This is a genomic window from Curvibacter microcysteis, from assembly GCF_028649455.1.
GTDB classification, from domain to species: domain Bacteria; phylum Pseudomonadota; class Gammaproteobacteria; order Burkholderiales; family Burkholderiaceae_C; genus Curvibacter; species Curvibacter microcysteis.
In genome coordinates this window covers 195,843-209,637 of record NZ_JAQSIO010000003.1, presented here as the reverse complement: position 1 = coordinate 209,637, position 13,795 = coordinate 195,843, and the positions used below count along the sequence as shown (strand labels likewise).

Genomic DNA, 13,795 nt, shown 5'->3' with positions numbered 1-13,795 from the left:
TCAAGCCCGCTGCAACAAGGTGTCCCGTACCGCACCGCGGGCGGGGACTGCCTGCTTCCACCAGGCCGAGAACGAATCACAGCGCCCAGCCACAGGCGCGAACACGGGCTCGGGCGCTTGGCACTCAGCCCACTGAGTGAGCCAGGGGCTCACATGCGGCTCATCCAGGCAGCGCACCCGGCGCGCTGCACCCAGGGCCGCCATGATCTGTGTCGACTCGCCATGCCAGCGCAACGGGGTCAACTCAGCCATGCGTTGCCCGACGAATTGCCAGCGCCGCTCGCTCCAGGGGTGCTGCCGGTGAAAATCGGCCACCGACAACGCCAACACACACACGTCTTCCGACAAGCCCTCAGGCGAGGGCCCCAGACTCCAGGGATGGACCAACCACACGTCCCGTCCGGCCACGTCATGAGCAAGGGGCGACGTGAAACCCAAGACAGCCGGTGGCGCACTTCGCAAACCAGGCTCAGCCAAAGGCTCCACGCCTGGCAAATGGGCCACCGAGGGCTGCCAAACGGGGTCCCGCGCTCGGCGTTCCAGGGTCTCGTAATCCGTGTCGACCACGCTGCCCGGGCTGTGCCAAGGCGCCGGCGCGAATCGAGCGACATTCTCGGCATTGAACAGATAAGGCTTGCTGCTGCTGGTGCCTGCCACCCACTGCCAACTCATGAAATTGCTGGCCAGGTCGCCGTCCAGCAAATGGCCGTACAACCAATCGGCACCGACACGCCAATGCACTTTGCGCACATGCACCACGTAGCTGGCCAACCAGAGGCGCGCGTGGTTGTGCAGGTAGCCGGTGTGATAGAGACATCGCACAGACTGGTCGATCACCGGAACCCCGGTGACGCCCTGACGGAGGTCATTCGGCAGGCTGAGGGCATAGGCGGCCTCAGTCAAAGGCCCCGCGTGAACAGATTCACCCACCGCCGCACCCCGGTGCGCCCACACATGGCGGTAATAAGCACGCCAGCCCAACTCGAACACCAGCTTGTCTTGCACCTGCAAAGGGTAGCGCGCCGTGACCGCGCGCAGGACCTCGTCAGTGCTGAGCAAACCGTGGGTGAGGTAGGGCCCCAGACCCGTGGCGCCGGCCGCTAAATGGTTGCGGGTACGTGCATAGACCTCAGGATCCACCGACGCCAAGCGGGCCCGCGCGGCGCTGAGAGTGGGATCAAAAGATGGATCCGAGTTCATGCCGACCCCTTGGCGCGCCGGCAGGCCTCAGAGCAGTACTTGACCTCGTCCCAGGTCTTGGCCCAGCGGCGCCGCCAGGTCATGGGGCGCCCACAGGCGACACAAGGTTTGCTCGGCAAAGATGACTTGTTACCCCGAAAGGAGTGGTGGTTGGCGCTCATGACTCAGCTTCTTTGCCACCGGTTCAGGCAAAGTGGCCCCGGCAGCGAGCAAATGGTAGCGAGGGCACATGAAGCATGCCGAGGGCCAGCCAATAACCCCCAAGGCAAGGCACATCAGCCAACTCCAATTCAGCCGAGGTGCTCGGATTGAGGTGAATCCCCATTCGGAAAAGAAAAACGGGCCTCAGCTTTTGGCTGAGACCCGTTGGTCTTCGAATAAAATGGTCGGCGTGGCGGGATTCGAACTCGCGACCCCTTGCACCCCATGCAAGTGCGCTACCAGGCTGCGCTACACGCCGACAAGAATTAAATTATATAACGGTTTTTAGGCGGCTTCGGCGAGAAGCTCAAAAATCTCAACTAATTCTTGCCGAAGGCCTTGCAACTCATGGGATGGCACGGCCAGCAAGGCTGCCGACATTTCATCGTTCACGCCCTTGGTTCCTTCGACAGCGATGGCCGCGGCCTCATCGCCGAGCGAGGCAGCCACTGACAAGGCGGCACCAGCCCCCTCTTGCAGCTTGTTGCGCGCCCCACTGATGGTGAAGCCCTGGTCATACAGCAGGTCACGGATGCGGCGAATCATCAACACCTCGTGGTGCTGGTAATAGCGCCGGTTGCCCCGGCGCTTCATGGGACGCAACTGCGTGAACTCCTGCTCCCAGTACCTGAGAACGTGAGGCTTGACGCCACACAACTCGCCCACTTCTCCAATGGTGAAGTAGCGCTTGACTGGGATGGGGGGCAAGGCGTTTGCCATGGGAATCTCTGACGACACGGAAAGCTTTTAGGGTACTTCAGCAGCGGCACAAACGCCAGACAGCCGATCAAGACAAACGAGAGTTAATTCCGAATTGACGGAAGCAGGCAGATCACAGAGAACAGCGGGCCAAGCCACGAAAAAAACCTTGAAGCCAAGGCCTCATCAGTATGCCTCCCGCCCAAGCGAAGGGGAATGAAAACGCCAAAGATGCCGCGCCTCCAATGCCCCCGCGCGAAGGGAGACCTGCCGGGCCGCCACGCCAACCGAAGCCAGATCAGCTCAGGCGACGCGGGGCGCCCTTCAACTCAACTGCCCTCGCCCTGGATCTGCTCTTTGAGCTTGTGGCTGGCATGGAAGGTCACCACACGGCGGGCCCGAATCGGGATCGCTTCGCCGGTGCGTGGGTTGCGCCCAGGACGAGGCGCCTTGGTGCGGATCTGAAAATTGCCAAAACCCGAAATCTTGACATCATCGCCGCGCACCAGACTTTCAGAGACCAGGTCAAAGAACGCATCAACCATGTCCTTGGACTCGCGCTTGTTCAAGCCAATGTGCTCGAACAACAAGTCAGCCAACTGCGCCTTGGTCAGCGCAGGGGTCTCCAGATCGTCGACTGCAAATTCGATTTCAGGGCTCACCATAGGGCTGTGGTCCTCGTCAAACACGCAAACGAGCGCCAGTGTCCGCCTCAAGCTGCTTCAGCACAGCTTGCACGGTGGCTTCGATTTGCTCGTCGGTCAGGCTGATTTCGCCGCCATGCAGGGTCAGGCGAATCGCCAGGCTCTTTTCACCCACGCTCAGACCCGAGGGTGCGGCGGAAGCGTCTTTTTGCGGCTTGGGGCGGTACAAGTCAAACAGCGTCACATCACGCAACAGACCACCGGTCGCAGCGGCACGGATCGACTGCTCGACGGCCCCAAAGCTGACCTGATCAGCCGCCACCACAGCGATGTCTCGCGTCACAGGCTGCAGGCGAGAGACGGCTTCAAAAGCCGGCACCTGACGCGCCAGCACGGGATCCAGCGCCAGCTCAAACAACACAGGCGAGCTGGCAAAGCCCCACTTCTGGCGCCAGCGCGGGTGCAACTCGCCCACGTGACCGATCACTTCGCCGTTCAAATGCACGGCAGCCGTGCGACCTGGGTGCAAAGCGGGGTGTTCAGCAGCGACAAAGCTGGGCTTGAACGGGGCCAGCAAAGCCTCCAGATCACCCTTCACGTCATAGAAATCAACAGCGCGCTCGGCCAGGCCCCATTGGGTGCTGGCCTGAGCCCCCCAAGCAGCACCCGCCACCCGCATGGGCTGATGGAACCCTGCCACCGTGGTGATGGAGTCGGTGACCGACGCATCCCGCAGGAAGACGCGGCCCAACTCGAACACGCGCACTCGCGAGGCTTTGCGATCGATGTTGAACTTCAGCACCTGCAGCAAAGAACCGATCAGCGAGGAGCGCATCACGCTCATCTGGCTGGCAATGGGGTTGAGCAGCTTGATGGGCGCAGGGTTGCCGGCGAGCTCATGTTCCCAAGCTTCTTCAACAAAGCTGAAGTTGATGGTCTCTTGGTAGCCCAGACCGGCCAGCTGACGGCGCACCGCAAAGGGGCTTCGCTGGTTCTCCGCGCGCAGCTTGGGCGTGATCGGAGCCAGCGGGGGCGTGGTCGGCAGGTTGTTGTACCCCACCATGCGCGCGACTTCTTCGATCAAGTCTTCTTCGAGGGTCAGGTCGAAACGGTAAGACGGCGGCGTCACGGTCAGCGTGCCCTCGCCTTCCGACACGTCGAGCCCCAGACGGCGCAGCGCCAACGCACAGCGCTCTTGCGACAGCGGCATACCGATCACCTTGACGGCGCGCGCCACGCGCAAGGTCACGGGTTGGGGCGTGGGCACGGTGACGCGAACATCGTCCACCGGACCGGCTTCGCCGCCACAGATGTCCAAAATCAACTGGGTGATGCGCTCGATGTGCTCCACCGTCAGTTCAGGGTCCACACCGCGCTCGAAACGGTGACCTGCATCGGTCGAGAAGTTGTAGCGACGCGAACGCCCGGCCACCGCCTTGGGCCACCAGAAAGCGGCTTCCACATAGACATTGCGGGTGTCGTCGGAGACTGCTGTCGAGTCACCGCCCATGATGCCGGCCAAGGACTCGACCTGCTCGGCGTCGGCGATCACGCCGACTTCTTCATCGACGGTGATGGTGTTGCCGTTGAGCAGCTTGAGCGACTCACCGACACGACCCCAACGCACGTCCAAGCCACCGTGGATCTTGTCCAGGTCAAAAATGTGCGAGGGACGGCCCAGTTCGAACATCACGTAGTTGGAGATGTCGACCAAGGGGGCTACGCTGCGCTGGCCGCAGCGCGCCAGGCGGTCCACCATCCACTGTGGAGTGGCGGCACGCGGGTTGACGTTGCGCAGCACGCGGCCAGAAAAGCGACCACACAGGTCCGGTGCGCTGATGCTGACAGGCAGGCGCTGGTCATGGACGGCAGCCACCGCAGGGAAGCTGGGGCTCTTGAGCGGCGCTCCAGTCAACGCCGACACCTCGCGGGCAATGCCGTGAACACTCAGGCAGTGGGCCAGGTTGGGCGTGAGCTTGAGGGTGAACAAGGTGTCATCGAGGTTCAGGTACTCTCGGATGTTCTGACCCAATGGCGCATCAGCCGGGAGTTCCAGCAGGCCACCATGGTCATCGGACAGCTTCAGTTCGCGCGCCGAGCACAGCATGCCCTGGCTCTCGACACCGCGCAGCTTGCCGACCTTGATCAAAAAGGGTTTGCCGTCGTCGCCCGGGGGCAACTCGGCCCCCACCAAGGCGCAAGGGACGCGGATGCCCACGCGTGCATTCGGCGCACCGCAGACGATGTTGAGCAGCTCGGGCTGGCCCACATCCACCTGGCACACGCGCAGGCGGTCAGCGTTGGGGTGTTGCTCAGCCTGCTTGATCTCGCCCACGACGATTTTGGTGAAAGGCGGCGCCACGGGCGTCAACTCTTCCACCTCCAGGCCCGCCATGGTCAGGGCTTCGGACAGCTCAGCTGTCGTCAGCGGCGGGTTGCAGAATTCACGCAACCAGGATTCAGGAAATTGCATAGTCAGAACTCGGTGAATGAGAGGCTGGGCCGGCCTCGCCGCGATCGCGCGACGCACCCGGCAGACCCGCCCCGAAAAAACTTACTGGAACTGGGACAGGAAACGGATGTCGCCATCAAAGAACAGGCGCAAATCGTTCACCCCGTAACGCAGCATGGTCAGGCGGTCGGGGCCCATGCCGAAGGCAAAGCCAATGTATTTTTCGGGGTCCAAGCCCATGTTGCGCACCACGTTCGGGTGGACCTGGCCCGATCCGGCCACTTCCAACCAGCGGCCGGCCAGGGGGCCGCTCTGGAACTGAATGTCGATCTCAGCGCTGGGTTCGGTGAAGGGGAAAAAGCTGGGACGGAAACGCAGGACCAGGTCGTCCGACTCAAAGAAAGTGCGGCAGAAGTCGGTGAAGACGACCTTCAAGTCCTTGAAGCTGACATTGGCGCCAATCCACAAGCCTTCGCACTGGTGGAACATGGGCGAGTGTGTGGCGTCGCTGTCGACTCGGTAGGTTCGGCCCGGAGCAATGACACGGATTTCGGGCATGGTTTCGCCGGCATCGAGCAGGGCCCGGTGGCTGTTCACATGCTGCACCGCGTGGCGAATTTGCATCGGGCTGGTGTGGGTGCGCAGCAGGTTGGGCGCCTTGGCCGAACCACCTTCCACATAGAAGGTGTCGTGCATGGAGCGCGCCGGGTGATCTTCAGGCGTGTTGAGTGCGGTGAAGTTGAACCAGTCGGACTCAATTTCAGGGCCTTGGGCCACATCAAAACCCATGGAGCCGAAGATGCCTTCGATGCGCTCCAAGGTCAGCGAGACCGGGTGCAAACCGCCCTGCCCGGCCTGACGGCCCGGCAGGCTCACGTCCAGCGCTTCAGCCTTGAGTTGGGCGTCCAGTTCGGCATCGGCCAGGGCCTGACGGCGCGCGTTCAATGCGGCCTCAATGGCTTGCTTGGCCTGGTTGATGACGGCACCACGGGCCTTCTTCTCATCAATCGACAGGCTGGCCAATCCCTTCATCAACTCCGTGATGCGGCCCGACTTGCCCAGAAACACCGCTTTGGCGTTCTCCAGATCGGCCGGGGTGGCAGCTTGCTCAAAACCTTGTCTGGCGCTGTCGACCAGTGCGTCCAACTCGTTCATAAATTCTCTTGTCAATGAAAAAGGGCTAAAGCTTTATGAAAGCCCTAGCCCTTGTTTCTTGTTCGCAGCGCCCCACGGTGAAGCGGGGCGTAGCCGTGAAAAAATCAAGCAGCCAGCTTGGCCTTGACTTGGTTCACGATGCTGCCGAAGGCAGCCTTGTCATGCACAGCGAGGTCGGCCAGCATCTTGCGGTCGATCTCGATGGAAGCCTTCTTCAGGCCGTTGGCGAACTGGCTGTAGGTCAGACCCAGTTCACGCGCAGCGGCGTTGATACGGGCGATCCACAACTGGCGGAACACACGCTTCTTGGTACGGCGGTCGCGGTAGGCATATTGCCCAGCCTTCATGACCGCTTGTTTGGCGATCCGGAAGACATTACCGCGGCGACCACGGAAACCCTTAGCAAGGGCCAGAACTTTTTTGTGACGGGCACGGGCCGTTACACCACGTTTGACGCGAGGCATTGAATTACTCCTTGTTCGTCAGTTGATTACAGGCCAGCACCAGGCAGCATTTGCGCCATGTGACCCATGTTGGTCTCATGCACAGCCACTGCACCACGGAGGTGACGCTTGTTCTTGGTGGTCTTCTTGGTCAAGATGTGACGCTTGAAGGCTTGACCGCGCTTGACGGTGCCACCCGGACGAACTCGAAAGCGCTTCTTTGCGCTGCTCTTGGTCTTCATTTTGGGCATGTGAATGCTCCTTTTCATTGTGCTCGTGAGGCGTCTGCAAACTCCTTGCAGCCTTGATGGCCCCGAGCCACTTGGTCGGTCAGGTGTCTTGCAACACCCGACCTGGGCACCAGGTCGGAACCTGCACCCTGCCACCAGACACCCCAAGGCGCCCGGCAGTGTTCTTTGTCAAACCATCACGCTGCGCTGGTCGCGGCTGGTGCGGCATCAGGCTTGACAGCCACCGACCGACGCTTACCAGGGGCGATCATCATGACCATCTGACGCCCTTCCAGCTTCGGGAACTGCTCGACCACGATGAGGTCAGCCAGTTCGTCACGAATCCGTTGCAACAAGGCCATGCCGATCTCTTGGTGGGTGATTTCCCGACCACGGAACCGCAAGGTGATCTTGCATTTGTCGCCATCGTCCAAGAAGCGCTTGATGTTGCGCATCTTGATGTTGTAGTCGCCGTCATCAGTCCCTGGACGGAACTTGATTTCTTTGACTTCGATGACTTTTTGCTTGGACTTCGCTTCAGCAGCCTTTTTTTGCTCCTGATACTTGAACTTGCCGTAGTCCATCAAACGACAGACAGGCGGGTTCGCTGTGGCCGCAATTTCAACCAGATCCACATCCAGTTCACCCGCCATGCGGAGTGCTTCCGCCAGGCTGACGATGCCGATGGGCTCGTTCTCAGGGCCGGAAAGACGAACTTCCGGGGCCATGATTTCACGGTTCAGACGGTGCTTGCGCTCTTCCCGCTGGCGGCGATCACGAAATTCAGTAGCGATGGCTCGAATCCTTAAAACAATATGCTACAAAAAACGTAGCTTCAACCGACGATGCACGCCGGCTAAAGCTGGTTTCACGAAAAATCAGGCTTTAGAAGCGATGTCCGAGGCGATCAGTTCAGAGAAGGCTTCAAGGGACATCACACCGAGGTCTTTGTTCCCCCGGGCGCGCACTGCGACGGCACCGGCTGCCTTCTCTTTGTCACCGACGACAAGGATGTAAGGAAGCTTTTGCAACGAATGCTCCCGTATTTTATACGTAATTTTCTCGTTGCGCAGATCCAATTGAACCCTAAGCCCTTGATTCTCAAGCAATTTGGCCAGATCGCGACAGTAGTCTGCCTGGGAATCGGTGATGTTGAGCACCGAAACATGCACCGGCGCCAGCCATGTGGGCAGTGCGCCCGCGTGCTGCTCGATCAAAATCCCGATGAAACGCTCGAGGCTGCCCACGATGGCGCGGTGCAGCATGATGGGCCGGTGGCGTGAGCCATCTTCACCCACAAACTCCGCATCCAGACGCTCGGGCATGTTCGGATCCACCTGGATGGTGCCGCACTGCCAAGGACGACCCAGCGCGTCTTTGAGCGTGTACTCGATCTTGGGACCGTAGAAAGCGCCCTCACCCGGCAGGTATTCAAACTCGCAACCCGAAGCGCGCAGACCTTCGGCCAGGGCGTTTTCAGCGCGGTCCCAGCTCTCTTCCGAGCCAATGCGTTTTTCAGGGCGGGTCGACAGCTTGTAGATGATGTCGCTGAAGCCAAAGTCTTTGTAGACCTTTTGCAGCAAGGTGGTGAAGGCGACCACTTCCGATTGGATTTGGTCTTCAGTGCAGAAGATGTGGCCATCGTCTTGCGTGAAGGCCCGCACGCGCATGATGCCGTGCAAACCCCCGGTGGGCTCGTTGCGATGGCATTGGCCGAACTCGCCAAAGCGCAGCGGCAGGTCACGGTAGCTCTTGATGCCTTGCTTGAAGATCAGGATGTGACCCGGGCAGTTCATGGGCTTGAGCGCGTAGTCACGCTTTTCGCTCTCGGTCGTGAACATGTTTTCACGGTATTTGTCCCAGTGACCCGTCTTCTCCCACAGCGACTTGTCGATGATTTGCGGGCCCTTGACTTCCTGATACCCATTCTCACGGTAGACGCGGCGCATGTACTGCTCCACCTCCTGCCACAGGGTCCAGCCCTTGGGATGCCAGAACACGGTGCCGGGCGAGTGCTCGTCAATGTGGAACAAGTCCAGCTCGCGCCCCAGCTTGCGGTGATCGCGCTTCTCCGCCTCTTCGAGCATGGTCAGGTACTGCTGCAACTCGTCCTTGGTGGTCCAAGCCGTGCCATATACCCGCTGCAGCATTTCATTGCGGTGATCCCCACGCCAATAGGCGCCGGCCACCTTCATGAGCTTGAAGAACTTCAGCTTGCCCGTGCTGGGCACGTGGGGGCCGCGACACAGGTCTTCGAAATTGCCTTCGCGATAAAGCGACACATCCTCATTGGACGGGATGCTCGCAATGATCTCGGCCTTGTAGTGTTCACCCAAGCCCTTGAAGTAAGCCACCGCCTCGTCACGCGGCAGCACTCGGCGCACCACGGGCTCGTCCTTGGCGGCCAATTCACCCATGCGCTTCTCGATGGCGGCCAGATCTTCAGGCGTGAAGGGGCGCTTGTAGGAGAAGTCGTAGTAAAACCCGTGCTCGATCACCGGGCCAATGGTGACCTGGGCATCCGGGAACAGCTCCTTGACCGCATAAGCCAGCAAGTGGGCTGTCGAGTGGCGGATCACCTCCAGACCGTCGGCATCTTTGGCGGTGATGATGGACAGTGGGCTGTCCGCCGTGATGGTGTGGCTGGTGTCCACAACTTTGCCATCAATCTTGCCGGCCAAGGCTGCCTTGGCCAGGCCAGTGCCGATGGAGGCAGCCACTTCGGCCACGGTCACGGGACCGGGAAATTCACGTTTGGAGCCGTCGGGGAGCGTGATCTGAATCATGTTGTCTGTGGGTTGAGCAGAGAAAAACGGACAAGAAAAAAGCGCGGTGAAGGCCGCGCTTTGATCTGGGAAGCAAGAAAAGTGAGCAGGCGCGAACCTTGGGCCTCAAGAGGCCAGGAGAGTCTCCGGGGTAGTTCGCGGTGTCATAACCAGTCTTGCCTTTCTCGCTCTTGCAGGTTGAGATCTCTCGATTTTAACGGCAAGCCCAGTGACTGCCAACTTTGAGACGGCAAGAGCACCTCCGACAGCCACAAAAAACCCGGCCGAAGCCGGGTTGAAAGCGGAGTCTCAAACAGATCAGTGGAACTGTTCTTCTTCGGTCGAACCGGTCAGCGCGGTCACGCTGGACTTGCCGCCTTGGATCACCGTGGTGACGTCGTCGAAGTAACCCGTGCCCACTTCTTGTTGGTGCGACACGAAGGTGTAGCCACGCTCGCGGGCAGCGAACTCGGGCTCTTGCACCTTTTCGACGTAAGCCGACATGCCGCGGGCCACGTAGTCTTGGGCCAGGTCGAACATGCCGTACCACATGTTGTGGATACCAGCCAAGGTGATGAACTGGTACTTGTAACCCATGGCACCCAGTTCGCGCTGGAACTTGGCGATGGTGGCGTCGTCGAGGTTCTTCTTCCAGTTGAAGGAAGGCGAGCAGTTGTAAGCCAGCATCTTGCCGGGGTGCTTGGCATGCACGGCATCCGCAAACTTCTTGGCGAACTCGAGGTCAGGCGTGCCGGTTTCGCACCACACCAGGTCGGCGTAGTCGGCATAGGCCACAGCGCGCGAGATGGCTTGGTCGATGCCCTTCTTGGTCTTGTAGAAGCCTTCGGCGGTGCGCTCACCGGTCAGGAAAGGCTTGTCGTTTTCGTCATAGTCGCTGGTCAACAGGTCGGCGGCTTCAGCATCGGTACGGGCAATCACCAGGGTCGGCACGCCGTAGACGTCGGCAGCCATGCGGGCAGCGATCAGCTTTTGCACCGCTTCTTGGGTCGGCACCAGCACCTTGCCACCCATGTGACCGCACTTCTTGACCGAAGCCAGTTGGTCTTCGAAGTGAACGCCACCGGCACCAGCGCGGATCATGGCCTTCATCAGTTCGTAGGCGTTGAGCACGCCACCAAAACCAGCCTCAGCATCGGCCACGATCGGGGCGTGGTAGTCGATGTAGCCCGCATCGCCGGGGTTCACACCCTTGGACCATTGAATTTCATCAGCGCGGGTGAACGCGTTGTTGATTCGCTCCACCACCTTCGGCACCGAATCCACGGGGTACAGCGACTGGTCCGGGTACATGGCCGAGTACTCGTTGTTGTCGGCGGCGACTTGCCAGCCCGACAGGTAAATGGCCTTGATACCAGCCTTGACTTGCTGCATGGCTTGACCACCCGTCAGAGCGCCCAGGCAATTGACGTAGGGCTCGTTGTTGACCAGGTTCCAGAGCTTTTCTGCACCGCGGCGGGCCAGGGTGTGCTCGACTTGGAAGGAGCCACGCAGACGCACCACGTCAGCGGCGGTGTAACCGCGCTTGATGCCCTTCCAACGGGGGTTTTGGGCCCAGTCCTTTTCGAGGGCGGCAATTTGCTGTTCGCGGCTCAATTGTTCGGTGAGGGATTGCGGCATGTGTTCACTCCTGGTTGATTAAAAGGGGCCGGCTTCGTTGCTGATGCAATTGCGATGCCGATGGACTAACTTTAAGTCTTCTATAAGAGTCAAAGACAATCTTATGTCTTATACAAGACATTTTTTTATTCTTTTAAAAACAACAACTTATCAACATCATTCCTCAATACGAAATACCATTTCTCATATTGAGAAAATTGCCGCAGTGCAGCACCGCTGATTTTTCACATTAAGAAATCCAAAAATGCCAGATGAAATAGGTTGACCCGACTCAACTGGCAGAACGCTCCATCACGTGGCGCATCCAGTCGCCGTGCCCAATTTCGGGGCGAGCGCGCACCCGACTCGGGTGGATCTCATACACCAGGCAGGTGCGAGCATGGCCTTGCACCATGACGCTGATCTGACGCCGCTGGTACTCGTCGTCCTCAGCGCCCGAAATTTCTTCAATGCGGTCCAGAACCGCCTCCAGCGCCGGCGTGATGGCATACACCTCACCCACCACATCACAACCGCCAGGGTCGCTGGCTGACAACAAACGCAGACCCGGGTAAGGCCCGAGGTCAAACAACTGGCCTCGCAAGTGAGCCGTCCCCACCCATTCGGGCTCAGGGTCCAGGCGGTTGATGTCGTTGCTACCGCCACGCCGCAAAGTGCCATACACAAAGACCCAAGTCAGAGCCGCTGCACGCGCGTCGGACGCGGAGCCCCCCTGCGCATCGGGCATCATGGCGTTCGTCATTGTTTCGGTGAATTCATGCACGTCGATTCCTTGTCCAAATCCTTGTCGCCCAGCCGTCCCGTGGCCTGCCTGTGTCTGGCGGCCAGCATGGCCCTGGTGGGCAGCTATGTGGCGCTGTCCAAGCCACTGACCTTGATCCTGCCGGTTTTTTTGCTCGCCTGGTTGCGTTTTGGCATTGGGGCCCTGGCCATGGCGCATTGGACACGCCGCCCTGCGCAAGAAGCCCCCATGAGCCCCAACACCCGCAAGCTGGTGTTCCTCGAGTCCCTGTTCGGCAACTTTCTTTTTTCGATCCTGATGTTGACCGGCGTCAGCATGACCACCGTGGTGGCCACGGGCGTGATCATGTCTGCCATTCCCGCCTGCGTGGCGCTGATGAGCTGGCTGTTTCTCAGAGAACACATTTCAGCCCGTGTCATGGCGGCCATCGCGCTCGCCGTGCTGGGCATCAGCCTGTTCACGCTCAACAAGCCCGATGCAGGGCCCATCGCGACCACCGGCAATCAGGTGTGGTTGGGCAACCTGTTGGTCATGGGTGCCGTGCTCTGCGAAAGCGCCTATGCCGTGATCGGCAAACGACTCACAGGCGCCCTGGGCGCGCGGCGCATCAGCGCCCTGATCAACCTGTGGGGCCTGGCGCTGACCACCCCACTGGGGCTTTACCAAGCCCTGTCTTTTGACTTTGGCAGCGTGGACCTGCGCTATTGGCTGCTGCTGGTGTTCTATGCCTTGGCCGCCAGTGTCTGGACAGTCTGGCTGTGGATGACTGGGCTGCGCACCGTGCCCGCTGCACAAGCGGGGCTGTTCACGGTGATGCTGCCGCTGACAGCGGCCACCGTCGGCGTCTTGTTTCTGGGTGAGCCGATGACAGGACTGCAAATGATGGCTTTTGGCATTGCCCTGGCCGGCGTGGTGCTGGCCACCCTGCCAGAGCGAGCGGCCGCCCAGTCCGAGCCTTAAACCAGGGCCTGATGGGCCACGACGATGCCATCGGCATCGGCATACAGCCAGTCACCTGGCTGCACCCAGACGCCCTGGATTTGCACCGGGACATCGCGCTGGCCCTCGTTGCGTTTTTCGGTCGGCAGCGGAATCAAGGCCAGGGCCCGGATACCCACCGACTCGGCATTGAGTTCGGCCACATCACGCACACAACCATCCACCACCACGCCAGCCCAGCCATTGAGCGCCGCCGACTTGGCGAGGTTGCCACCGACCAGTGCCCGGCGCAGCGAACCGCCACCATCCACCACCAACACACGGCCCAGGCCTGGCTCATCCAAAGCCTGCTTGACCAGGGTGTTGTCCTCAAACACCTTGAGCGTCACCACCGGCCCAGCAAAGGCCGCGACCCCACCGAAGGACTGAAACACGGGCGGCAAGACGCGAAAGCGACCACTGCCATCGTTCTTATGGAGGTCGCACAGATCGCAGGTACTGAAGGCGGGAGCAGAGACTGTCATGGTGCAAGCTACTTTCTGAGTGAAAAGGGGAGAACAGACTCCCACCCCAGGGCCTCGCGCAAGAGATGGGCCATCAGCCCCAGAGCATACAAAACAAGACGCGCTTCACCACCAAGCCGAGAGGCAGCTCATCACATCAGATGCCAACAGGTCAACGCACCGA

General features: G+C 60.3%; 14 protein-coding genes and 1 tRNA gene. 1 reads left to right on the top strand and 14 read right to left on the bottom strand.

Annotation, left to right across the window (positions count from 1 at the left end; all coding sequences use genetic code 11):
- The 13 genes from PSQ39_RS09630 to PSQ39_RS09570 all read right to left on the bottom strand — a co-directional run bounded on the left by PSQ39_RS09630 (position 1) and on the right by PSQ39_RS09570 (position 12,190).
- Positions 1-1,200 (bottom strand): FAD-binding domain-containing protein, encoded by a 1,200-nt coding sequence (locus tag PSQ39_RS09630; RefSeq protein WP_273926552.1) that lies wholly within the window; start codon positions 1,198-1,200, stop codon positions 1-3.
- Complete coding sequence (locus PSQ39_RS09625; RefSeq protein WP_273926551.1) at positions 1,197-1,361, bottom strand: DUF2256 domain-containing protein; 165 nt, start codon at positions 1,359-1,361, stop codon at positions 1,197-1,199. Before PSQ39_RS09625 ends, PSQ39_RS09630 begins: the two co-directional genes overlap by 4 nt.
- 222 nt (positions 1,362-1,583) lie before the next feature.
- Positions 1,584-1,660 (bottom strand) — tRNA-Pro (locus PSQ39_RS09620).
- A 26-nt stretch (positions 1,661-1,686) separates the two neighbouring features.
- Positions 1,687-2,121 carry a MerR family transcriptional regulator gene (locus PSQ39_RS09615; protein ID WP_273926550.1) on the bottom strand — a complete coding sequence of 145 codons (435 nt, stop codon included), beginning with the start codon at positions 2,119-2,121 and terminating at the stop codon, positions 1,687-1,689.
- Between the two features lie 308 nt (positions 2,122-2,429).
- Positions 2,430-2,765: an integration host factor subunit alpha gene (locus PSQ39_RS09610; protein WP_273926549.1), complete on the bottom strand. Its 336-nt coding sequence runs from the start codon at positions 2,763-2,765 to the stop codon at positions 2,430-2,432.
- Between the two features lie 16 nt (positions 2,766-2,781).
- The gene (gene pheT, locus PSQ39_RS09605) at positions 2,782-5,217 is read right to left on the bottom strand and encodes a phenylalanine--tRNA ligase subunit beta (RefSeq protein ID WP_273926548.1); all 2,436 of its coding nucleotides are present in this window, start codon (positions 5,215-5,217) and stop codon (positions 2,782-2,784) included.
- Between the two features lie 81 nt (positions 5,218-5,298).
- Positions 5,299-6,351: a phenylalanine--tRNA ligase subunit alpha gene (gene pheS, locus PSQ39_RS09600; protein WP_273926547.1), complete on the bottom strand. Its 1,053-nt coding sequence runs from the start codon at positions 6,349-6,351 to the stop codon at positions 5,299-5,301.
- A 104-nt stretch (positions 6,352-6,455) separates the two neighbouring features.
- A complete protein-coding gene (gene rplT, locus PSQ39_RS09595; protein ID WP_027475500.1) occupies positions 6,456-6,815 on the bottom strand; it encodes a 50S ribosomal protein L20 in 360 nt (119 codons plus the stop codon).
- Positions 6,816-6,841: 26 nt separating this feature from the next.
- Entirely contained in the window at positions 6,842-7,045 is a 204-nt protein-coding gene (gene rpmI, locus PSQ39_RS09590) for a 50S ribosomal protein L35 (protein ID WP_027475501.1), read from the bottom strand.
- 176 nt (positions 7,046-7,221) lie between these two features.
- Positions 7,222-7,827: a translation initiation factor IF-3 gene (infC, locus tag PSQ39_RS09585; RefSeq protein ID WP_273926934.1), complete on the bottom strand. Its 606-nt coding sequence runs from the start codon at positions 7,825-7,827 to the stop codon at positions 7,222-7,224.
- Positions 7,828-7,902: 75 nt separating this feature from the next.
- Positions 7,903-9,810, bottom strand: a complete 1,908-nt coding sequence (gene thrS / locus PSQ39_RS09580) for a threonine--tRNA ligase (protein WP_273926546.1) — start codon at positions 9,808-9,810, stop codon at positions 7,903-7,905.
- Positions 9,811-10,107: 297 nt separating this feature from the next.
- Positions 10,108-11,427 carry an isocitrate lyase gene (gene aceA / locus PSQ39_RS09575; RefSeq protein WP_273926545.1) on the bottom strand — a complete coding sequence of 440 codons (1,320 nt, stop codon included), beginning with the start codon at positions 11,425-11,427 and terminating at the stop codon, positions 10,108-10,110.
- A 271-nt stretch (positions 11,428-11,698) separates the two neighbouring features.
- The gene (locus tag PSQ39_RS09570) at positions 11,699-12,190 is read right to left on the bottom strand and encodes a gamma-glutamylcyclotransferase family protein (RefSeq protein WP_337961378.1); all 492 of its coding nucleotides are present in this window, start codon (positions 12,188-12,190) and stop codon (positions 11,699-11,701) included.
- On the opposite strand from PSQ39_RS09570, the gene PSQ39_RS09565 reads away from it, so the two are divergent.
- Positions 12,185-13,129: a DMT family transporter gene (locus PSQ39_RS09565; RefSeq protein ID WP_273926544.1), complete on the top strand. Its 945-nt coding sequence runs from the start codon at positions 12,185-12,187 to the stop codon at positions 13,127-13,129. The genes PSQ39_RS09570 and PSQ39_RS09565 overlap by 6 nt on opposite strands.
- On the opposite strand, the gene rraA is transcribed toward PSQ39_RS09565, so the two are convergent.
- Positions 13,126-13,632, bottom strand: a complete 507-nt coding sequence (rraA, locus tag PSQ39_RS09560) for a ribonuclease E activity regulator RraA (protein WP_273926543.1) — start codon at positions 13,630-13,632, stop codon at positions 13,126-13,128. The two genes, PSQ39_RS09565 and rraA, sit on opposite strands and share 4 nt — an antisense overlap.
- Positions 13,633-13,795: the final 163 nt, after the last annotated feature.

What these genes read in the sequence shown, in the direction of transcription:
- thrS (WP_273926546.1), bottom strand. Translation starts at nt 9,810, where the DNA reads ATGATTCAGATCACGCTCCCCGACGGCTCCAAACGTGAATTTCCCGGT.
- rplT (WP_027475500.1), bottom strand. Translation starts at nt 6,815, where the DNA reads ATGCCTCGCGTCAAACGTGGTGTAACGGCCCGTGCCCGTCACAAAAAA.
- PSQ39_RS09625 (WP_273926551.1), bottom strand. Translation starts at nt 1,361, where the DNA reads ATGAGCGCCAACCACCACTCCTTTCGGGGTAACAAGTCATCTTTGCCG.
- PSQ39_RS09615 (WP_273926550.1), bottom strand. Translation starts at nt 2,121, where the DNA reads ATGGCAAACGCCTTGCCCCCCATCCCAGTCAAGCGCTACTTCACCATT.
- PSQ39_RS09565 (WP_273926544.1), top strand. Translation starts at nt 12,185, where the DNA reads ATGCACGTCGATTCCTTGTCCAAATCCTTGTCGCCCAGCCGTCCCGTG.
- rraA (WP_273926543.1), bottom strand. Translation starts at nt 13,632, where the DNA reads ATGACAGTCTCTGCTCCCGCCTTCAGTACCTGCGATCTGTGCGACCTC.
- rpmI (WP_027475501.1), bottom strand. Translation starts at nt 7,045, where the DNA reads ATGCCCAAAATGAAGACCAAGAGCAGCGCAAAGAAGCGCTTTCGAGTT.
- aceA (WP_273926545.1), bottom strand. Translation starts at nt 11,427, where the DNA reads ATGCCGCAATCCCTCACCGAACAATTGAGCCGCGAACAGCAAATTGCC.
- pheT (WP_273926548.1), bottom strand. Translation starts at nt 5,217, where the DNA reads ATGCAATTTCCTGAATCCTGGTTGCGTGAATTCTGCAACCCGCCGCTG.
- pheS (WP_273926547.1), bottom strand. Translation starts at nt 6,351, where the DNA reads ATGAACGAGTTGGACGCACTGGTCGACAGCGCCAGACAAGGTTTTGAG.
- PSQ39_RS09630 (WP_273926552.1), bottom strand. Translation starts at nt 1,200, where the DNA reads ATGAACTCGGATCCATCTTTTGATCCCACTCTCAGCGCCGCGCGGGCC.
- PSQ39_RS09610 (WP_273926549.1), bottom strand. Translation starts at nt 2,765, where the DNA reads ATGGTGAGCCCTGAAATCGAATTTGCAGTCGACGATCTGGAGACCCCT.